This is a genomic window from Rhodococcus sp. P4_F5 (genome assembly GCF_056401315.1).
Window position 1 is genome coordinate 38,540 of the sequence record NZ_JBFUJP010000028.1, and the last position, 19,645, is coordinate 58,184.

Sequence of the window (19,645 nt, forward strand, 5' to 3'; positions counted from 1 at the left end):
CGTCCGTGGTGTTGTGGGGCATGGAGAATCACGTTCGACCGATGCGGGCGCCAGACCTCGACCGCGCAGCGGGCGTCCTGGCGGACGCATTCACCGGCTACCCGTGGACCGACTGGTGCGTGGCGGCCGATTCCCACACCGAACGGCTCGCGGGGCTACAGCGCATCTACCTCGAACACATGGCGCTGCCGTACGGCGCGGCCTACATCGACGCGTCGGGCAGCGGCGTGGTCGCGTTCGTTCCGCCGGACATGCCGGAACCGACCGAGAGCGTCGTCTCGAAGATCGTCGAGCTGCACGGTGACCGGGTCGGGCGACTGGTCGAGGCCGAGAATCAGCTGTCGAGGCTCCCGGCCGAACCCGACGCCTGGACCCTGGCGACCGCCGGAGTCGCCCGTGCCGGTCAGGGCGCCGGACTGGGCGGAGCGTTGTTGAAAGCCGGTCTGGCGGAACTGGACCGGCACGAGCGCGCCTGCAGCCTCGACACCTCGACCGACCGGAACCTGCCCCTCTACGAACGCCACGGGTTCGTGGTCACCGGCCACATCACGCTCGCCGGCGGGCCGGACGTGTGGAGGATGCACCGACAGGCCGCACATCGGGCCTAGTCGCGTCGGGCTGGTCGCCGGGCATGGAGCGTGTCTCGTAACAGATCGCGCCCGGTCACCTCATGGGTTGGCGGGGGACAGCCATTCACACCTCCAACAGCTCGTGACACGGATGCCTTGCGTTCACCGATTCGTCGCCGAGTAATGGCATCGTTCGACCGCCCACCGAGGACGAGAGAAGGCGACAGAGATGCGCGAATCCATGCGACGCAGGCGTTTTACCTATCTAGGCGCACTCGCGCTGTCCGTGATCGCGGCATTCGCAATCGCGCAGCCGGCGGCCGCGGCGCCGCGGCAGTCACCCCCACAAGATCTTTGGACCGTGCCGACCCGGCCGGCTTCCGACTTCACAATCCTCGTGGCCTACAGCTTCGGCAACCGGATCCCTGCCGGCGTGGATCCGACGCGAACGGTGGGGCAGCCAGGTCCGGTCAACGAGGCTCTGGCGGACGCCATCGTCGCGACCCGCGGAACTCGGACGGTGCCGATCTACGCGCAGACCGAAATCGCGTCCGTGCTGCGCGGCAAGTACGGGTTGACCGACGTCATTGAAATTGGCCCGGATCAGGCACCGGACGGCACGCTCGTCTATCTGTCGACCGATGGAGTCGCGAAGAAGGTCGCGTCGTTGCGCGGCCCGCGCGCCGGCGATGACGTTGTCGGCGTCATCGCGTTCAGCGACCACCAGTGGCGTTCGGTCTATACGACTGTCGCGGCGGGGTTCCACGCCTACGGCCCGGGCGGGATGGCGATGCCCGCGACCTACGACCCGTTGTCCGGACAAGACTGGACCCGCAGCCGGGAAAGCTATCTGCCCCGCGACATTGCGGGGCGGGTCGCGTTGCTACCGCAGCTGGTCTCCGCGAGCTAGCCAGGGAGTGTCTCTAGTCGTCGACCCCACGCGCCGCGAGGGCCTCGCCCATCGCGTCCGCGGTCCGCAGCGCCCCGATCACCACCGGGACGGCCAGTGCCCGCAGCGAGAACCCGAGCCCGCGGGCCTTGCGGGCCTCGGTCACGTCGGAGACCAAGCCGGCGAGCAGCGGGATGCAGCGCAGGGTCATCGCCAGCACCAGGCCCACCCGGTCCGGGTTGACGCCGAAGCGCCGCAACGGCGCCAGGAGGCGCTGCACGGCGTCGAGCATGTCGATCACCCGCGTGGTCAGCGTGACGAGCGCCGCGGCCGCCACGGACAGCAGCAGCACCCCGCACACCACCAGCGCGCGGCGCCAGCCCGTGAAGACCACCTGGAAGGCGCCGACGAACAGCAGCATCCACAGCACCGGGCGCAGTTGGCTCAGCGCCACCCGGACCGGGATCCGGGCCACCGCGTACGCGGCGGTCAGCACTGCCGCGGCGGGAGCCAGGTGCCAGGGCTCGCGGACCGCGGCCGTCACCGCGACCAGTCCCACCAGCAGTCCCGCGAGCTTCGCGCCCGCGGGCAACCGGTGCAGCACCGACCCGGCCGGGTGGTAGAGGCCGAGCGTGGTCATCCGATGAGGCGGCGGTAGAAGGCGATCGACTCGCCCGGCAGGCCGTCCGCGACCACTGCGCCTGCGTCGACGACCAGCACCCGGTCGAAGTCGGCGAGCAGGTCGAGTTGATGGGTCACCGCGACCACCTGCTGAGGCAGCGCTGCCAACGTCTGTGCCACCACCCGGGTGTTGCGCAGGTCCAGCAGCGTGGTCGGTTCGTCGGCGACGATCACCTCCGGTTCGGTGACCATGATCGCCGCGAGCGCGAGCATCTGCTTCTGGCCGCCGGAGAGCAGGTGGGTCGGATGCTCGGCGTGTCCGGCCAGACCGAAGTTCTCGAGCACCGCGCTCACCCGCGCGGCCCGCTCGGCCTGCGGCACCGACGTCCGGCGCAACGAGAACGCGATGTCCTCGGCGACCGTCGGCATGATGATCTGGTGATCGGGGTCGGTGAAGACGAACCCGACCTTGCGCCGGACCTTGCGGCCCTCGCGCGCGGTGTCGAGTCCGTCCACGGTGACCCGGCCGCCGCTGGGCAGCACCAGGCCGTTGATCATCCGGGCGAGCGTGGACTTGCCGCTGCCGTTGGCGCCGACGATCCCGATCCGGCGCTCGGTGAGGCTGAGGCTGACGTCCGCGAGCACCGCACGATCGCCGTAACGGTGGGAGACGGACTCGAAGCGGATCTCGGTCATGCGAGGTGGGTCAGGCGGGGTCGGCGACGGGGGCGTACGTCGTCGACCGCGGCGCCAACAGCGCCGGGTACGCGCGGTGCACCTGCACCGCGACCAGCGCCGCCACGACGGCCTTGACCGCGTCGCCCGGCAGGAACGTGACGTTGGTGCTCAGCGCCTGCCAGAGGGTCAGGTCGGTGCGCAGCATCAGGCCGGCGATGCCGAACCCGTAGAGCACGACGATGCCGCCGAGGAGGTTGATCGCGGTCCCGACCACGACGTTGTAGCGCGGCAGCATCTTGACGGTGAGCCAGCCGATCACCGCGACCGTGGGGATCCAGCCGATCAGGAAGCCGGCGGTCGGCCCGGCCAGGGAGGTCAGCGAGGTGCGGCCACCGGCCAGCACGGGCAGCGCCAGGCCCAGCACGATCACGGTGAGCACCGCCAGCACGCCCTTGCGGGGTCCCAGCAGCGCGCCGGCGAGCATGACGCCGAGCGTCTGCAGGGTGATCGGGACGCCGGAACCGCCGACGGTGATGGTGCCGGGCAGGCCCAGCGCGATGATCAGCGCGGCGAACACCGCCACCTGTGCGAGGTCACGCGCGGTGAAGGTCGGGGCGCCAGGGGTGCTGGTGGACACGGCGAAATGCTCCTCAGGAAAGGGTGGGGTAACCCGGCGAGCTTAGTTCACCGGCCGGTTGCCCAGGTCACGTCGTATTCGGGGGCACCCGCCGCAGGCGCCCCCGACCGGCCTGGGGGATCACCCTGATCTTTCCCTGATCTTGCGTCTGAGCTGGTGCTTTTCTCGTCGAGGCCTGCGAGGCTGAACGCATCGGGCCGTCGGTGCGGCGGCCGGAGCGAGTGAACGGAGAACCCTGGTGTTCTGGAAGATCGTAGGAATCGTCGCCCTGGTCTGGATCGCGTTGGCGGTGGTCGGCGCGCTGGTGAAGGGGCTGTTCTGGGTGCTGGTCGTCGGCGCCGTGGTGTTCGGGCTGTACCTGCTGTTCAAGGCGATGTCGGGCAGCGACGCGCACGACATCGACCGGATCTGACCCGCCGGGCCCGCGAGATGCTCGGTGACCGCTGCGGGTGCCCGCGACTACGGGCATCCTGAACCGATGGAGCCGATTCCCGAGGACTGGCAGCGTGGCGTCGTGATCGTCGCCCACCCCGACGACATCGAGTACGGGTGCGCCGCGGCGGTGGCCCGGTGGACCGCACAGGGCAAGGACGTCCGGTACGTCCTCGCGACCAGCGGCGAGGCCGGCATCGACGGGCTCGCGCCGGACGAGTGTCGCCGGCTGCGCGAGGACGAGGAGCGGCGCTCGGCCGCGGTCGTCGGGGTCAGCGAGGTCGAGTTCCTCGGCCACCCCGACGGCCGACTGCGGGCGGACCTGGCGCTGCGGGCCTCGCTCGCCGCGGCCATCCGGCGGCACCGCCCGGAGTTCGTGGCCACCATGAACTTTCGTGAGACGTGGGCGCCCGGCCACCTGAACAGCGCCGACCACCGCGCGCTCGGGATCTCGGTGCTGGACGCGGTGTCCGACGCCGCCAACGCGTGGATCTTCCCCGAGCTGACCGAGTCGCCGTGGGCGGGGGTGCGCTGGGTCGCGGTGAACGTCATGGTCGGGGCCACCCACGCCGTCGACGTCACCGAGACCGTGGCGTCGGCGGTCGCCTCGCTGACCGAACACCGGCGGTACCTCGAAGCTCTGAGCGCGACCCCGGTGGCGGAGCAGGCCGCGAACCAGATCGAGATGGCCACCGCGCCGAAGGACGGTTTCCCGGCGCAACGGGCGGTGGCCTTCGAGCTGTACTGCTACTGACCGCCCGGTCCGCCGTGCAGCGGCGCCCCGACGATCGCCCGGCCGGCGTTCGGCACCGCCTCGATGTCGAGCGGCAGCGGGTCCAGCCGCTCGCCGTCCGCGTAGGGCGTGATGACGGACCCGCCGATGCCGTCGCGCGGCGCCTCCAGCCGGATCTTGCGTGAACGGAACGTCTGCACCTCGTCGAGGTCGACATGGGTGCCCTTGTAGACGGTCGGGAACAACCGGATCAGCTTGAGCCGGCTGCCGGCGGTCACCACGGTGACGTCGAGCAGTCCGTCGTCGAAACGGGCGTTCGGGGTGATCAGCATGCCGCCCCCGTACGAGGTGCCGTTGCCGACCGTCACCATCGCGGCGTCCAGCTCGATCGTCTGGTCGTCGAGCACGATCCGGTAGGGGATCGGCCGCAGCTGCGCCAGCTCGACGAGCATCGCGGCGTTGTAGCGCATCGGGCCGCGGGGCCACCGCATCCGGTTCGCCCGGTCGGTGACCAGCGAGTCGAAGCCGCTCGAGAGCACCGTGCCGAACCAGCGGTCGCCGGCGCGGCCGAGGTCGAGGGTGGCCACCTCGCCGTGCGCGATCACGTCGGCGGCCGCGACCGGGTCGTCGACGGGGATGTGCAGCTGACGCGCGTGGTCGTTGCCGGTGCCGCCCGGGATGATGCCCAGCGGCACACCGGTTTCGGCCAGTGCCTGCCACGCGATGCTGATCAGTCCGTCGCCGCCGGCGGCGACCAGTGCGTCGGTGCCGGCGGCGACCGCCTTGCGGGCCAGGGTGAGCGCCTCGGCGGCGTCGCGGCCCTCGATCTCGGTCACGGTGACGCCGAGTTCGCGCAGGCGGGCCACGGCCGTGGCCGCGGCCTCCGGGGCATGTCCGTTGCCCGCGGCAGGGTTGGTGAGGACGGTGACCGATCGTGTCATGGCAGCAGCTTGCCAGGGTTGAGGATGCCGGTGGGGTCGAGTGCGTCCTTGACCGCCCGCAGCACCTTGCCGCCCAGCTCGCCGATCTCGTCCAGCATCCACGGCTGGTGGTCGCGCCCGACGGCGTGGTGGTGGGTGATGGTGCCGCCCGCGGCCACGATGGCGTCGCCGGCGGCCTTCTTCGCGACCGCCCACTGCGCGAGGGGATCGGCGGCCTGCGCGCAGACGACCGTGAAGTACAGCGACGCGCCGGTGGGGTAGGTGTGCGAGATGTGGCACATCACCAGCGGCGAGGTGCCCTGCCCGGCGAGCGATTCGGTGAGGGCGCCGGTGACCGCGCCGCGCAGGTTCGACAGGTTGGACCAGGTGGTGGCGGTCTCGAGCGTCTCGACGATGGCGCCGGCGTTGAGCAGGGCGTCGCGCAGGTACGGCGCGTCGAACCGGCCGTGCTCCCAGTCCCGGGCCGGCTGCTCGCCGAGGGCGGTGCCTCCCGCGGCGGTGAGCACCGCGGTGGCCTCGGCGTAGCGCGACTGCACGTGCGCGGCGGTGCCCTCGAAGGTGGTGACGGACAGGCAGCCCGCGGTGGGGCTCTCGCCGCCGACCTTGGAAGCCAGGGCCAGGTTGAGACCGGTCTCGGCCTCGTCGGACAGGCGCATGACGGTCGGCGCGGCGCCGCTCTGGATCACCGTGCGCAGCGCGGCGGCGCCGGTCTCGAAGTCGGGGAACGACCAGGCCTGGTAGGCGGTGGTCTCGGGGACGGGGTGCACCCGGACCGCGACGGAGGTGATGATCCCGAGGACGCCCTCGGACCCGACGAACAGTTGACGCAGGTCGGGGCCCGCAGCGGAGCCCGGGCCGCGCCCCAGCTCGAGGGTGCCGGACGGGGTGGCGACGGTGATCCGCTCGACCATGTCGTCGAACCGGCCGTAGCCGGCGGAGGCCTGCCCGGAGGACCGCGTCGCGGCGAACCCGCCGATGGTGGCGAACTGGAAGCTCTGCGGGAAGTGTCCGAGCGAGAAGCCGTGCGCACCGAGCAGTGCCTCCGCCTGCGGGCCGGTGACGCCTGCCTCGAGGACGGCGATCCCGGAGACCGCGTCGAGGCTCACCAGCGCGTCGAGGCGGCGCAGGTCGAGCGCGAGCACCTCGGCGAAGTCGCCGCGGACCGGGTCGACGCCGCCGACCACGCTGGTGCCGCCGCCGAAGGGGACGGCCGCGACGGACTGGTCCGCGCACCATTGCAGCAGGGCCACGACCTCGTCGTGCGAACCGGGCAGGACCACCGCGTCGGGGGCGTCCTGAGGCTGGGTGTCCTTGCGGCGCAACAGGTCCGGGGTGCTCTTGCCGCCGGCGTGGCGCAGTCGGGTCGCGTCGTCGGTGCGAACCTGCTCGGCGCCGAGGAGCGACTCGAGCGCGTCCCGGTGCGCGGGCGTCAGCGCGGTGGGCCGGAGCACGGCGTCGGACTCGGCGGGCGGCGGCGCTTGCTCGGCGGACACCCCGAGCGCTGCCTGCAGCAGGGAGACGACCTGCGGGGAGAGTTGCTTACGGAACTCGCCGACACCCCACGCGTCCCACTCCATGGTGGGAGCCGCGGTGTCGGGGCGGGCGAGTGGCGACTGCGAACGAGGCGCTGTGGTGTCGGTCATGCGTTACAGTGTTACATACGATGTCTATCCGTAACGAAGATTCCGGCGTCCGTGATGCCACGCCCAGTGTCGACGATCTGATCCTCGACGCGGCCCGGACCTGCGTGCTCGAGTTCGGCCTGCGACGGACCACCCTCGCCGAGATCGCCCGTCGCGCCGGCGTCAGCCGCCCGACCGTCTACCGGCGCTGGCCCGACACCCGGGCCGTGGTCGGAGACCTGCTGACCCGGGAGATCCGGCAGGCGCTGCCCGAGATGTCCGGCCCGCACGGCGCCCGCGAGCAGTTGGTGAACGGCGTCGTCGAGGTGGCGGAGAAGGTGCGCACCCACCCGCTGTTCGTGAAGATCGTCCGTTCGGACCCGGAACTGCTGGTCCCGTACATCGTCGACCGGCTCGGCGCCAGCCAGCGGGCCATCATCGACGTGCTCACCCCCGTGGTCGACGCCGGTCAGCGCGACGGTTCGATCCGCGCCGGCGATCCCGCGGGGCTCGCGACCATGGTGCTGCTGATCGCGCAGTCCGCCGTCCAGTCCGCCGGCATCGTCGCCGACGTGCTCTCGCCCGACGCCCTGGTCGACGAACTGCGCCTGGCCGTCGACGCCTACCTCACCCCCCGCTAGCCGCCCGCACCAAGAGGAGCTCACCGTGCATCCCTACTCCCTGTCCGCGCTCAACGCGGACCGACGCTCCCGCGACCTCGCCGCCCTCGGCGACCGTCCCGAGGTCGACGTGCTGGTGATCGGCGGCGGCGTCACCGGCGTCGGCGCCGCGCTCGACGCCGCCGCCCGCGGGCTGCGGGTGCTGCTGGTGGAGCGTCACGACCTGGCCTTCGGCACCAGCCGGTGGAGTTCGAAGCTGGTGCACGGCGGGCTGCGTTACCTGGCGACCGGCAACGTCGGGATCGCGCGCGAGAGCGCCGTCGAGCGGGGCATCCTGATGACCCGAACGGCCCCGCACCTGGTCCGGGCGATGCCGCAGCTGGTGCCGCTGCTGCCCTCCGTCGGCGTGTTCGAGAAGTCGCTGGTGCGAACGGGGTTCCTAGCCGGTGACCTGTTGCGGGCGACCGCCCGGACGCCGTCGTCGGTGCTGCCGCGGTCGCGCCGGGTCTCCGCGGACCGGGCCGCGGAGATGGCCCCCGCGGTCCGGCGGGAGGGTCTGCGCGGCGGGCTGCTGGCCTACGACGGCCAGCTCGTCGACGACTCCCGGCTGGTGGTCGCGCTGGCCCGGACCGCGGCCCTGCGCGGCGCCACCGTCCTGACCCGGGTGGGGGCCTACGACGTGACCGGCGGCTCGGCGCGGCTGCGCGACGAGCTGACCGGCGAGGAGCTGACCGTCCGGGCCAAGGCCGTCGTCAACGCGGCCGGCGTGTGGGCGGGGCAGATCGACCCCGAGATCCGGCTCAAGCCCAGCCGCGGCACCCACCTGGTGCTCTCGGCCGAGGCGCTCGGCAACCCGACCGCGGCGTTGACGGTGCCGATTCCGGGGGAGACCAACCGATTCGTCTTCGCGCTGCCCGCGCAGCTCGGCCGGGTGTACCTGGGACTGACCGACGAGGCCGTCGAGGGCGAGATCCCCGACGTGCCGACGGCCTCCGATTTCGAGGTCGACTTCCTGCTGGACACCGTGAACACCGCGCTGGGCACCCCGCTGACCCGCGACGACGTGCTCGCCACCTACTCGGGGCTGCGGCCGCTGCTGGACACCGGCGAGGGCTCCACCGCCGACCTCTCGCGCAACCACGCGGTGCTGCGCTCCGCGAACGGGGTGATCAGCGTGGTCGGCGGCAAGCTCACCACCTACCGGAAGATGGCGCAGGACGCCGTCGACCTGGCGGTGCGTGAGAGCGGGCTCGAGGCCGGGCCGTGTCTGACCGCGGACCTGCCGCTGGTGGGGTCCGGCCCCGCGCCCGGCGCCGGTCCGGTGCCGCGGGACCTCCCCGCATCGTTGACGCTCCGGTACGGGGCCGAGTCGGCGGCGGTGGCCCGCGCCGGGGAGCTGACACCGGTGGCCGAGGGCATCGACGTCACCCGGGCAGAGCTGGCGTTTGCGGTGAGCCACGAGGGCGCCCTCGACGCAGACGACCTGCTGGACCGCAGGACCCGGATCGGTCTGGTGCCCGCCGACCGGGAGCGGGCGCTGGCCGCGGCGACGGMGGCGTTGGCGCGCAGCTGATTTCCCGGTCGTGGGGGCGTCGGGCGACAAATTTCGTCGGGCGCACAATTTAGGACTGATCCTGTCCGCAATCGCTCGTAGCGTGGTCCCTACCGACATGAAGGAAGGGACCACACCGTGACCATCTCATCGCAGCCCGAACTGACCGGCGAGCGCGCCGACATCCTCTCGATCCTCGCCGACCAGCGCCGGACGTTCCTCATCGCCTACCGCGGGCTCGACGACGCCGGCGCGCGCACCCGCTCGACGGCCAGCGAGCTGACCCTGGCCGCGCTGCTCAAGCACGTGGCGGGCACCGAACGGAACTGGCTCGAGACGCTGCTCGAACGCGACGAGAACGCCGAGTTCGACATGGCCACCGCGACCGAGAGTTGGACGGTAGCCGAGAACGACACGGTCGAATCGCTGCTCGCGCAGTACGACGCCGTCGCCGCCGCGACCGAGGCGGCGGTGGCGTCGCTGCCCGACCTGGACCTGCTGGTGCCGTTGCCGACCGCGCCGTGGGCCCCGGAACGCGAGTGGTGGACGGCGAGAAGGCTGCTGCTGCACGTCATCCGGGAGACCGCGCACCACTCGGGGCACGCGGACATCATCCGCGAGTCGCTGGACGGCGCGAACACCACGATGCAGATGGGCGCGGACGCCGGCATGGAGTTCTGACCCACCGGCGGGAGCGCGGTTTCGCCCGGCGGGACCGGGTCCCGCCGGGGTAACGTCGGGCCTTGTGAGTATTCGACTCGGATACCAGATGCCCAACTTCAGCTATGCGAAGCCGGTCGTGGAGCTGTTCCCCACCGTCGTCGCCCAGGCCCGGGAGGCGGAGGCCGCGGGCTTCGACACCGCCTTCGTGATGGACCACTTCTACCAGTTGCCCGGTATCGGGGAACCGGACGAGCCGATGCTCGAGGCCTACACCGCGCTGGCCGGCCTGGCGGCGTCGACCTCGAGCATCCAGCTCTCCGCGCTGGTCACCGGTAACACCTACCGCAACCCGGCGATGCTGGCCAAGACCGTCACCACCCTGGACGTGGTCAGCGGCGGGCGTGCGGTGCTCGGCATCGGAGCCGGCTGGTTCGAGCTCGAACACCGCCAGTTCGGTTACGAGTTCGGCACTTTCACCGAGCGGTTCGAGCGGCTCGGGGAGGCCCTGGAGATCATCGTGCCGATGCTGCGCGGGCAGCGGCCGACCTTCGAGGGCAAGTGGTACCGGACCGAGGGTGCGATCAACGAGCCCCGCGTCCGCGACGACCTGCCGGTGTTGCTCGGTGGCGGCGGCGAGAAGAAGACCTTCGGCTACGCGGCCCACTACGCCGACCACCTGAACATCATCTGCAACGCCTCGGAGCTGCCGCGCAAGCTCGACGCGCTGGCCCAGCGCTGCGAGGAGGCGGGCCGCGACCGCGGCACCCTCGAGACGAGCTTCCTCGCGTTCGTGACGATCGACGAGGACGGTGACCGCGCGCGGCAGCTGCACCATGACCTCATGCTCTCCCGCGGCGTCGACCTGTCGACGCTGTCGGCGGAGGACCGGGCCGCCGCCACCGACCGGCAGTTCGTCGGCAGCCCGGACGAGGTGGCCGAACAGATTCAGACCCGGGTCCTCGACCACGGCGTCGACGGGATCGTGATCAACCTCGTCGCCAACGGCGAGGAGCCGGGGATCGTGGAGTTGGCGGGCGCGGCCCTGCGCCCACTGGTGACCGACTGACCACCGGGGGTGTGGTGACGTGACGCCCGGGCCCGGGTCCGACGGGCAGGACGAACGGTTCCGTCGGCTGACGACGCCGCGGTCGGCGGCGGTCGCCGGCATCCTCTTCGGGGTCCTCTTCGGGACCAGCCTGGTGCTGATGCGCACCGCGCTACCGGCCGATCCGTTCGCCGTGACCGCCTGGACGGGGAGCGCCGCCTCGCGAATGGCCGCCGCCCTGGTGCTGGCGCCGTTCGCGGGCATCGCGTTCCTGTGGTTCATCGGCGTCGTCCGCGACCGCCTCGGCGACCTCGAGGACCGGTTCTTCGCCACGGTGTTCCTCGGCAGCGGACTGCTGTTCCTGGCCATGGCCTTCGTCTCGACGGCGGTGGCCGGCGGGATCCTCGCGATGTCCCGGCATGGCGGAGGCTCCGAGGCCGAGATCGTCTACTTCGGCCGCGAGGTGATGCTGCAGGTCAGCAACGTCTACGCGGTGCGGATGGCCGGGGTGTTCATGATCTCGCTCGGCACGATCTGGCTGCGCACCGGCCTGATGCCGCGCTGGTTGGTGATGACGACCTACCTGCTGTCGCTGACCCTGCTGCTCGTGGTCAGCCTCAGCCTCTGGGTGACGCTGGTGTTCCCCGCGTGGGTCGTGGTGATCAGCGCCTTCATCCTCGCCGCCCGCCGGCCCGGCCCGACATCGGACGGCTGACGGCGCAGGCCTTTGCCCCCGCGGTCGCGGCCCGTCCGCCGCACTGGTGACGGGCCGCCCGCGGGCACTGTGGCACCCTGGGCGGATGCGAGTCGCCGTTGTCGCCGGGCCCGATGCCGGCCATGCCTTTCCCGCCATCGCACTGTGCCTGAAACTGCTTGCCGCGGGCGAGGATCCGGTGCTGTTCACCGGTGACCGATGGCTCGAGCAGGCGCGGGCGGCGGGGATCAGCGCACGCAAGCTCAAGGGGCTCGCGCCGCGCCCCGAGGACGACGACCTGGACGCCGGTCAGCGGATCCACTCCCGGGCCGCGCACATCTCCACCGAGATCCTCCCGGACCTGAGTGCCATGCTGCCGGACCTGGTGGTCTCGGACATCCTCACCGCGGGCGGCGGGATGGCCGCCGAACGGCTCGACGTGCCGTGGGTGGAACTGTCCCCGCACCCGCTCTACGCTCCCTCGAAGGGGCTGCCGCCGATCGGCAGCGGCCTGGCGCCGGGGGAGGGGCTGCGCGGGCAGGCCCGCGACGCGCTGATGCGCGCGGCGACCGGGCGTTCGATCAAGCAGGGCCAGCGGCAGCGCTCGGCGGCCCGGGTGAGCATCGGCCTGCCCGCCGTCGACCCCGGCCCGGTGGCGCGGCTGATCGCGACGATGCCGGCGCTGGAGGTGCCGCGGCCGGACTGGCCGGAGGACGCGCACGTGGTGGGGCCGCTGCTGTGGGAGCCGACCGCCGAGGTGCTGGACCCGCCGCCCGGCGACGACCCGCTGGTGATGATCGCGCCGTCGACCGCGTTCACCGGGGCCGAGGGCATGCTCGAGACCGCACTGGCCGGGCTCGACGGCGCCGGGGTGCGGGTCGTCGCGTCGATGCTCGACGCCCCGCCGGCCGACCTGCCGTCCTGGGCTCGGGCCGGGTTGGGACGCCAGGACGTGATGCTCGGCCAGGCCGCCGCGGTGGTGTGCGGCGCGGGCCACGGCATGCTGGCGAAGGCGTTGATGGCGGGGGTGCCGGTGGCGGCCGTGCCCGGCGGCGGTGACCAGTGGGAACTGGCCAACCGGGCGGCCCGGCAGGGCAGCGCGGTGGTGGTGCGCCCGCTGACCGCACAGACCCTGCGGGAGGCGGTGCTGCGGGTGCTGGACGAGCCCGGCTTCGCGGAGTCGGCGCGACGTGCCTCCGACGGGCTCGCCGAGGTGGCGGACCCGGTGGCGGTGTGCGTGGCGGCGGCGCAGGGGCGCTAGCGTGGTGTGGTGAGACTGACCGAGTTCAACGAGCTGGTGCACGGCCAGTTCGGGCGCCTGTACGGCGAATCCCTGCTGGTGGACCACGTGCTGACCAGCCTGGGCGGCGTGACCGCGGCGCAGGCGATCGAGGCGGGTCAGGAACCGCGGGACGTGTGGCGCGCACTGTGCGCGGACTTCGAGGTGCCGCGTTCGCGCTGGTGACGGCGATGCCGCCGGGAGTCGCAACGCGTCCAGGCGGTTCGAAAGTTGACTCGAACAGATGTTCCCTTATGCTGAGTGGGTTCTGTTCGGTGGCCTCGCGGCGGTCCGCGGCGCCGGTGGTCTTCCGCCGGGTTCGGGCCCGACCCGAGACCGGACCTACGCGAGGTTGTCGGTACCCCGCTCTAACGTAACGGCATCACGGAACACAGATCGCCGACGAGCCCGGATCTTCATCCCGGACCACCGGACGAGACGCTGACTAAGGAGAACTCGATGGCACCTCAGGCAAACGATCGCGACAAGGCGCTCGAGCTCGCGCTGGCGCAGATCGACAAGAACTTCGGCAAGGGTTCGGTGATGCGCCTCGGTGAGGAGTCCCGCCAGCCCATCGCGGTGATCCCCACCGGCTCCATTGCGCTGGACATAGCGCTGGGCATCGGTGGTCTGCCCCGCGGCCGGGTCGTGGAGATCTACGGCCCGGAGTCCTCGGGTAAGACCACGGTGGCACTGCACGCGGTCGCCAACGCCCAGGCCAACGGCGGCATCGCCGCCTTCATCGACGCCGAGCACGCGCTCGACCCGGACTACGCCGCCAAGCTGGGCGTGGACACCGACGCGCTGCTGGTCTCCCAGCCGGACACCGGTGAGCAGGCCCTGGAGATCACGGACATGCTGATCCGCTCCGGCGCGCTCGACATCCTGGTCGTCGACTCCGTGGCGGCCCTGGTGCCCCGCGCCGAGATCGAGGGCGAGATGGGTGACAGCCACGTCGGCCTGCAGGCCCGGCTGATGAGCCAGGCGCTGCGCAAGATCACCGGCGCAATGAACAACTCCGGCACCACCGTCATCTTCATCAACCAGCTGCGCGAGAAGATCGGTGTGATGTTCGGCTCCCCGGAGACCACCACCGGCGGTAAGGCGCTCAAGTTCTACGCGTCGGTGCGCATGGACATCCGCCGCATCGAGACGCTCAAGGACGGCAGCGACGCGGTCGGCAACCGCACCCGCGTCAAGGTGGTCAAGAACAAGGTGGCGCCGCCGTTCAAGCAGGCCGAGTTCGACATTCTCTACGGTCACGGCATCAGCAAGGAGGGGTCGCTGATCGACATGGGTGTCGAGCACGGCTTCATCCGGAAGTCGGGTTCCTGGTTCACCTACGAGGGTGACCAGCTGGGCCAGGGCAAGGAGAACGCCCGCAAGTTCCTGCTGGAGAACACCGACATCCGCGACGAGATCGAGAAGAAGATCAAGGAGAAGCTGGGCATCGGCGCGGACGTGACCGCGTCCGACAAGGACGCGGACCCGGTCGACTTCTAGGTCGCCGCCGATGCGTTCCGGTGATCCGGTGACCGCGCCGCCGGCCCAGCAGGAGGTGCAGGCCAAGGACCTGTGCCTGCGCCTCCTGACTGACCGGCCCCGCAGTCGCGCGGAACTGTCGAAGAAGCTCGCGGACAAGGGTTACGACGAGGGCGTCAGCGCCCGGGTCCTCGACCGGCTGACCGAGGTCGGACTGGTCGACGACGCCGCGTTCGCCGAGCAGTGGGTGCGCTCCCGGCACGTGTTCTCCGGCAAGGGGAAGCGGGCGCTGGCGATGGAGCTGCGCACCAAGGGCGTGGCCCCGGAGGTCGCCGCGGTCGCCCTCGACCAGATCGACGGCGACGACGAGCGCGAGCGCGCGGTCGAACTGGTCCGGCGCAAGCTGCGCACCACGTCGCTGGACTTCGAGGTGGACGGGCCCGGCGGTCGCAGCAGCGAACGCGACCGGGTGGTCCGCCGGCTGGTGTCGATGCTCGCGCGCCGCGGCTACCCGCAGGGCATGGCGTTCGACGTGGTGAAGACCGAACTGGCCCAGGCCGGTACGGACACCGACGGACTCGGTGCGGACTAACCAGACGGACTGGTGGGACTGACCCGACGGCCTCGGTGTGGACTGGCCCGAAGGGGACTGGCGCGGCGGCCTCGCTGGGAGGCCGCCGGTCAGGCGGGCCGCTTGTCGGTGAAGGTCATCACGTCGTCGATGCCGGGCACCCCGTCGATCACATCGGCGTCCAGCGGCGCGATCGGCGGGCGTCCGCCCTTGCGTCCGGTCCGCAGGCGCTTCTCGAGCCAGGTCGCGAAGTAGGACAGCCCGAAGTTGATGATGATCATGATGATGCCGACCACGACCAGGGCCGCGAAGAAGTTGCGGTAGTACGAGGCCGCCTGCTGGCCGCTGCGGACGATCTCGACGTAGCCGATCTGGTAGCCGAGCGCGGAGTCCTTCAACGCCACCACCATCTGCGACACCAGCGCCGGCAGCATGGACGTGATCGCCTGCGGCAACAGCACGAGCCGCATGGTCTGACCCTTGCGCATGCCCATCGCGACCGCGGCCTCGGTCTGTCCCTTCGGCAGCGAGTAGATGCCCGCGCGGAGGATCTCCGCGATGACCGACCCGTTGTAGAGCGTCAGGCCGACGACCACGGCGGCGAGCGCGAGCTCGCCCGAGGGGAACACGCCGTACTGCGCGAACGCCTGGTAGGCGAAGATCATCAGGATCAGCACCGGGATCGCCCGGAAGAACTCGACGAACGCCCCGGACACCCACCGCACCCAGCGGTGGTCGGAGAGCCGGCCGACGCCGAGGACGGCGCCGAGGATGAGCGCGAACACCAGCGAGAGCCCGGCCGCGACCAGGGTGCCCTTCAGGCCAGGCAGCAGGTACGTGGTCCAGGTGTAGTGGTTGAGGAACGGCGACCACTTGTCCGCCTCGAACTGCCCGTTCTCCGCCAGCACGCGCAGCACGTACAGGCTGACGACGACCAGCACGAGTCCGAATGCGATCGCCGTGATCCGGTTCCTGATCCGGGCCCGCGGGCCGGGGATGTCGAAGAGGACGCTCGCCTGATCGGTCATCGCTTCACCGCCAGTCGCTTGCCGAGGTAGCCGAAGAGGAACCCGATCGGCAGCGTCAGGACCATGAAGCCGATCGCGAAGATTGCGAACACCACGAACAACTGATCCGCCTCGTTCTCGATCATCGTCTTCATCAACAGGGACGCCTCGGCGACACCGATCGCAGAGGCGATGGTGGTGTTCTTGGTCAGTGCGATCAGCACGCTGCCGAGCGGAGCGACGACCGCACGAAAGGCCTGCGGCAGCACGACCAGCCGGATGCCCTGGCTGAACGAGAGCCCCAGCGAGCGGAAGGCCTCAGCCTGCCCGACCGGGACCGTGTTGATGCCCGAGCGCAGTGACTCGCACACGAAAGCCGAGGTGTAGACGATGAATCCGAGCACCGCCAGCCGGAAGTTGTTGGTGTCGATGAACGCCGGGTCGCCCTCCGGGGCGAACGCCACACCCAGGTTCTGGTACAGCCCGATCGAGGTGAACACGATGATCAGGGTGAGCGGGGTGTTGCGGACGATGTTCACGTACGCCGTCCCGGTTGCCCGGAGGATCGGCACGGGGGAGACCCGCATCGACGCGAGCAGGGTGCCCCAGACGAGGGAGCCGATGGCGGACCAGAACGTGAGTTGGATCGTCATCCAGAATGCGCTGATCAACTGGTCGCCGTAGGTTTCGAGCAGTCGTCCCATGTTCACCTCCTTCAGGTTGGCGGGTCAGTAGCGGTCGACGGTGGGCGGCGGTGGCAGCGTGAGGCCCGAATCACCGAGGGACTTCTCCCACGCGGCCTGCCAGGCGCCGGTGGCGATCATGTCCTCGATCGCGTCGTTGATCTTCATCCGGGCCTCCGTGTCGCCCTTGGGCAGCCCCACCCCGTACAGCTCGGTGGTGAAGGGCTTGCCCGCGAGCTTGAACTCGCCCGGGTACTGGGCCGCGAAGCCGGCGAGGATGATGTCGTCGGTGGTCAGGGCGTCCACCTTGCCGCGGTGCAGCGCCTCCACACACGAGGAGTAGCTGTCGAACTGCTGCAGCTGCACACCCGGGTAGGACTTCTTGATCTTCTGCGCCGGCGTGGAGCCGGCCACCGAACAGAGCTTCTTGCCGCCTTCCAGCGACTCGGCGCCGGTGATGGAGTCGTCGTCGGCGCGGACCAGCAGAGACTGTCCGGCGACGTAGTACGGCCCGGCGAAGTCGACGACCTTCTTGCGGTTGTCGGTGATCGAGTAGGTGCCGACGACGTAGTCGACCTCACCGTTCTTGATCAGCGTCTCGCGCTGCGCGGAGGGTGCTTCCTTCCAGGTGATGCCGTCCTCCGGCACCCCCAGGTAGTTGGCGATGTACTTGGCGACGTCGATGTCGAAGCCGGACATCGTCTTGTCCGGTTCGCGCACGGCGAGGCCGGGCTGGTCGAACTTGGTCCCGATGACGAGGTGGCCGTCCGCGGCGTCCTGCAGGACGTCGCGGGGCTCGCTGCTCCCGCAGGCGGACGCCGTCACGACGACCGCGAGGAGCAGTGCCACCGCGGTAGTGGCCTTGCGAAGTCTCACCGTCCGCGCCTTCYCGCTCAGTGTCCGAGGATCTTGCTGAGGAAGTCCTTGGCGCGGTCGGACTTCGGTGCGGTGAAGAAACTGTCGGGGGTGCTGTCCTCGACGACGACCCCGTCGGCCATGAAGATGATCCGGTCCGCGGCCTTGCGGGCGAAGCCCATCTCGTGGGTCACCACGAGCATGGTCATGCCCTCCTTGGCGAGCCCGACCATCACGTCGAGAACCTCGTTGACCATCTCGGGGTCGAGCGCGGAGGTCGGCTCGTCGAACAGCATGACCTTCGGGTTCATCGCCAGTGCCCGCGCGATCGCGACGCGCTGCTGCTGCCCGCCGGACAGCTGGGCCGGGTACTTGTCGGCCTGGTTTGCGATGCCGACCCGGTCGAGCAGTTCGAGTGCCTTCGCCTTGGCGTCGGCCTTGTTCTTCTTGCGGACCTTCATCGGTGCGAGCATGACGTTCTCGAGGATCGTCTTGTGCGCGAAGAGGTTGAAGGACTGGAACACCATCCCGACGTCGGCGCGCAGCGCGGCCAGCGCCCGGCCCTCGGCGGGCAGTTCCTTGCCGTCGATCGTGATGGTGCCGGAGTCGATCGGTTCGAGCCGGTTGATCGTCCGGCACAGGGTCGACTTGCCGGAGCCGGACGGCCCGAGCACCATCACCACCTGGCCGGTCGGCACCTCCAGGTCGATGTCCCGCAGAACGTGCAGCGCACCGAAGTGTTTCTGCACCGACTTCATGGAGATCATCGTGGGGCGGACCACCGCCGACGCCGTAGTTCCGGATTCGTCCGCATGCGTCATGGTTGCAGACTTTATGCGGTCGGAGGGGCCGTTGTCGCATTTGGGTGGCGCGGCGCCCGCGGCGTTGTGGATTCTTTACTGCGCGGATTCGCTCCGGAGGTGCCTCTCGGTGGACGTGCCGTCGGCGGCACTCAGGTGGGCGACGCATCGGCCCGGCGTCGACCACGGCCCCACCCGGATCGCGGCGTCCGGGTGGCCGAGCCGGCCGACCAGCCCCCGCAGCAGGCCGAGGTGCACCGCGCAGACCACCTCGGCGTCGACGGCGAGCAGGTCGGCGTAAGGGCAGGCGTGCAACGTCAGTTCCGCGGAGTCCGGCCGCGCCTCGGTGATCTCGGGGTCGTAGCCCAGCCGGTCCAGGACGGCCGCGGCGGTGCGGACCGCGTCGGGCATGGTCTGTGGGGTCGACGGCGTCAGGGTCGCGAGTTCCTGCGCCGCCCAGTCGTCGCCGGCAAGTTCGGCGCGCCGTGAGCCGGACCCGGGGGAGTCGCGGTGCTCGCCGGACCCCGTCCAGCGTCCGATCAGCACGGCCGCCAGCCTGCCGTACCGGCCGGAATCGCGGTCGACGTCCGACTGCACGGCGCGGTAGAGCAGCTGGGGCCGCCCCCGGCCGGTGGGCGGCGCGGGCGCCGTGCGCACCAGGCCGGCCTGCTCGAGTGCGGCCAGGTGGAACCGGACCGTGGACACGTGCAGGCCCGACTCGTCCGCGAGGTGCCGCGCGTCGAGCGCCGCCGCGCTGCGGGAGAGCAGGTCGAGGAGGCGTCGCCGACTGGGTGAGGCCAGGACGGCATGCGCCGCGGCGCCCGGTGACCGCCGGTCGTTCATTCGCCAATTCTATATTAAAAACGACTGGATTCGTGTTTAATCGGGGGAGGTGACGAGCGCCGACCTGGGAGGATTCCATGGGTGTCGAGCATTCGGTGAACGACCGGTCGCGGTTCGCGCGTGCGAGGGGTACGACGCGATGACCGCCACGTCGCCTGGGCCGGCACTCGACACCGAAGCCGCGCGGCCGTACCCCGCGCGACTCGGTCCCAAGGGCACCTACATCTACAAGATGGTCACCACGACCGACCCGAAGACCCTCGGGATCATGTACATGGTCACCTCGTTCGCCTTCTTCCTCGCGGGCGGGCTGATGGCCCTGCTGATGCGGACCGAGCTCGCGGTTCCCGGGATGCAGTTCCTGTCGAACGAGCAGTTCAACCAGCTGTTCACCATGCACGGCACGATCATGCTGCTGCTGTACGCGAC

General features: G+C 70.7%; 24 protein-coding genes. 14 read left to right on the forward strand and 10 right to left on the reverse strand.

Annotated features, from left to right (window positions below):
- Nucleotides 1–41: 41 nt before the first annotated feature.
- Both AC1DU4_RS13415 and AC1DU4_RS13420 read left to right on the forward strand, forming a co-directional pair.
- Nucleotides 42–608, forward strand: a complete 567-nt coding sequence (locus tag AC1DU4_RS13415; RefSeq protein ID WP_477840546.1) for a GNAT family N-acetyltransferase — start codon at nucleotides 42–44, stop codon at nucleotides 606–608.
- Nucleotides 609–798: 190 nt separating this feature from the next.
- A complete protein-coding gene (locus AC1DU4_RS13420) occupies nucleotides 799–1,479 on the forward strand; it encodes a hypothetical protein (RefSeq protein ID WP_477840548.1) in 681 nt (226 codons plus the stop codon).
- Nucleotides 1,480–1,492: 13 nt separating this feature from the next.
- Here the strand turns inward: AC1DU4_RS13420 and AC1DU4_RS13425 are convergent, their stop codons facing one another.
- The 3 genes from AC1DU4_RS13425 to AC1DU4_RS13435 are packed head-to-tail and all read right to left on the reverse strand — an operon-like array spanning nucleotide 1,493 to nucleotide 3,394.
- Complete coding sequence (locus AC1DU4_RS13425; protein ID WP_477840549.1) at nucleotides 1,493–2,098, reverse strand: energy-coupling factor transporter transmembrane component T family protein; 606 nt, start codon at nucleotides 2,096–2,098, stop codon at nucleotides 1,493–1,495.
- Complete coding sequence (locus tag AC1DU4_RS13430) at nucleotides 2,095–2,775, reverse strand: energy-coupling factor ABC transporter ATP-binding protein (protein ID WP_072844122.1); 681 nt, start codon at nucleotides 2,773–2,775, stop codon at nucleotides 2,095–2,097. Before AC1DU4_RS13430 ends, AC1DU4_RS13425 begins: the two co-directional genes overlap by 4 nt.
- A 10-nt stretch (nucleotides 2,776–2,785) precedes the next feature.
- A complete protein-coding gene (locus AC1DU4_RS13435; protein WP_477840551.1) occupies nucleotides 2,786–3,394 on the reverse strand; it encodes a biotin transporter BioY in 609 nt (202 codons plus the stop codon).
- A gap of 238 nt (nucleotides 3,395–3,632) precedes the next feature.
- On the opposite strand from AC1DU4_RS13435, the gene AC1DU4_RS13440 reads away from it, so the two are divergent.
- A complete protein-coding gene (locus AC1DU4_RS13440; RefSeq protein WP_169888214.1) occupies nucleotides 3,633–3,806 on the forward strand; it encodes a hypothetical protein in 174 nt (57 codons plus the stop codon).
- A 66-nt stretch (nucleotides 3,807–3,872) separates the two neighbouring features.
- On the forward strand, nucleotides 3,873–4,580 hold the full coding sequence (locus AC1DU4_RS13445; protein ID WP_477840553.1) for a PIG-L deacetylase family protein: 708 nt from the start codon (nucleotides 3,873–3,875) through the stop codon (nucleotides 4,578–4,580).
- Here the strand turns inward: AC1DU4_RS13445 and AC1DU4_RS13450 are convergent.
- Together AC1DU4_RS13450 and AC1DU4_RS13455 are read right to left on the reverse strand one after the other, a co-directional pair.
- Entirely contained in the window at nucleotides 4,574–5,500 is a 927-nt protein-coding gene (locus AC1DU4_RS13450; RefSeq protein ID WP_477840555.1) for a diacylglycerol kinase, read from the reverse strand. The two genes, AC1DU4_RS13445 and AC1DU4_RS13450, sit on opposite strands and share 7 nt — an antisense overlap.
- On the reverse strand, nucleotides 5,497–7,077 hold the full coding sequence (locus AC1DU4_RS13455; protein WP_477840582.1) for an FAD-binding oxidoreductase: 1,581 nt from the start codon (nucleotides 7,075–7,077) through the stop codon (nucleotides 5,497–5,499). Before AC1DU4_RS13455 ends, AC1DU4_RS13450 begins: the two co-directional genes overlap by 4 nt.
- An 86-nt stretch (nucleotides 7,078–7,163) precedes the next feature.
- Between AC1DU4_RS13455 and AC1DU4_RS13460 the strand changes: the two genes are divergently transcribed.
- The 9 genes from AC1DU4_RS13460 (at nucleotide 7,164) to recX (ending at nucleotide 15,049) form a co-directional block, all read left to right on the forward strand.
- On the forward strand, nucleotides 7,164–7,763 hold the full coding sequence (locus tag AC1DU4_RS13460) for a TetR/AcrR family transcriptional regulator (RefSeq protein WP_477840557.1): 600 nt from the start codon (nucleotides 7,164–7,166) through the stop codon (nucleotides 7,761–7,763).
- A gap of 25 nt (nucleotides 7,764–7,788) precedes the next feature.
- The gene (locus AC1DU4_RS13465; protein ID WP_477840559.1) at nucleotides 7,789–9,315 is read left to right on the forward strand and encodes a glycerol-3-phosphate dehydrogenase/oxidase; all 1,527 of its coding nucleotides are present in this window, start codon (nucleotides 7,789–7,791) and stop codon (nucleotides 9,313–9,315) included.
- Between the two features lie 117 nt (nucleotides 9,316–9,432).
- The gene (locus tag AC1DU4_RS13470) at nucleotides 9,433–9,975 is read left to right on the forward strand and encodes a DinB family protein (protein ID WP_477840561.1); all 543 of its coding nucleotides are present in this window, start codon (nucleotides 9,433–9,435) and stop codon (nucleotides 9,973–9,975) included.
- Nucleotides 9,976–10,039: 64 nt separating this feature from the next.
- Entirely contained in the window at nucleotides 10,040–11,023 is a 984-nt protein-coding gene (locus AC1DU4_RS13475; RefSeq protein ID WP_477840563.1) for an LLM class F420-dependent oxidoreductase, read from the forward strand.
- Between the two features lie 19 nt (nucleotides 11,024–11,042).
- Nucleotides 11,043–11,717 carry a hypothetical protein gene (locus AC1DU4_RS13480; RefSeq protein WP_477840565.1) on the forward strand — a complete coding sequence of 225 codons (675 nt, stop codon included), beginning with the start codon at nucleotides 11,043–11,045 and terminating at the stop codon, nucleotides 11,715–11,717.
- Between the two features lie 85 nt (nucleotides 11,718–11,802).
- On the forward strand, nucleotides 11,803–12,957 hold the full coding sequence (locus tag AC1DU4_RS13485) for a glycosyltransferase (RefSeq protein ID WP_072844105.1): 1,155 nt from the start codon (nucleotides 11,803–11,805) through the stop codon (nucleotides 12,955–12,957).
- A 9-nt stretch (nucleotides 12,958–12,966) separates the two neighbouring features.
- Nucleotides 12,967–13,161 carry a DUF3046 domain-containing protein gene (locus AC1DU4_RS13490; protein ID WP_477840567.1) on the forward strand — a complete coding sequence of 65 codons (195 nt, stop codon included), beginning with the start codon at nucleotides 12,967–12,969 and terminating at the stop codon, nucleotides 13,159–13,161.
- A gap of 273 nt (nucleotides 13,162–13,434) precedes the next feature.
- Entirely contained in the window at nucleotides 13,435–14,478 is a 1,044-nt protein-coding gene (gene recA / locus AC1DU4_RS13495) for a recombinase RecA (RefSeq protein WP_072844104.1), read from the forward strand.
- A 10-nt stretch (nucleotides 14,479–14,488) separates the two neighbouring features.
- Nucleotides 14,489–15,049 (forward strand): recombination regulator RecX, encoded by a 561-nt coding sequence (gene recX, locus AC1DU4_RS13500; RefSeq protein WP_477840570.1) that lies wholly within the window; start codon nucleotides 14,489–14,491, stop codon nucleotides 15,047–15,049.
- 89 nt (nucleotides 15,050–15,138) lie between these two features.
- Here recX and AC1DU4_RS13505 read toward each other — a convergent pair whose 3' ends face one another.
- From AC1DU4_RS13505 to AC1DU4_RS13525, 5 genes are all read right to left on the reverse strand, one after another.
- The gene (locus AC1DU4_RS13505; RefSeq protein ID WP_477840572.1) at nucleotides 15,139–16,056 is read right to left on the reverse strand and encodes an amino acid ABC transporter permease; all 918 of its coding nucleotides are present in this window, start codon (nucleotides 16,054–16,056) and stop codon (nucleotides 15,139–15,141) included.
- Complete coding sequence (locus AC1DU4_RS13510) at nucleotides 16,053–16,739, reverse strand: amino acid ABC transporter permease (RefSeq protein ID WP_072844267.1); 687 nt, start codon at nucleotides 16,737–16,739, stop codon at nucleotides 16,053–16,055. The genes AC1DU4_RS13505 and AC1DU4_RS13510 overlap by 4 nt, the downstream gene beginning before the upstream one ends.
- A gap of 24 nt (nucleotides 16,740–16,763) precedes the next feature.
- The gene (locus tag AC1DU4_RS13515) at nucleotides 16,764–17,594 is read right to left on the reverse strand and encodes a glutamate ABC transporter substrate-binding protein (RefSeq protein WP_477840574.1); all 831 of its coding nucleotides are present in this window, start codon (nucleotides 17,592–17,594) and stop codon (nucleotides 16,764–16,766) included.
- A 17-nt stretch (nucleotides 17,595–17,611) separates the two neighbouring features.
- The gene (locus AC1DU4_RS13520; RefSeq protein ID WP_083577200.1) at nucleotides 17,612–18,340 is read right to left on the reverse strand and encodes an amino acid ABC transporter ATP-binding protein; all 729 of its coding nucleotides are present in this window, start codon (nucleotides 18,338–18,340) and stop codon (nucleotides 17,612–17,614) included.
- A 129-nt stretch (nucleotides 18,341–18,469) separates the two neighbouring features.
- A complete protein-coding gene (locus AC1DU4_RS13525; protein ID WP_477840576.1) occupies nucleotides 18,470–19,216 on the reverse strand; it encodes a helix-turn-helix transcriptional regulator in 747 nt (248 codons plus the stop codon).
- Between the two features lie 139 nt (nucleotides 19,217–19,355).
- On the opposite strand from AC1DU4_RS13525, the gene AC1DU4_RS13530 reads away from it, so the two are divergent.
- Nucleotides 19,356–19,645, forward strand: a 290-nt coding sequence (locus AC1DU4_RS13530) for a cbb3-type cytochrome c oxidase subunit I (protein WP_477840578.1), incomplete at its 3' end; no start/stop codon positions are given.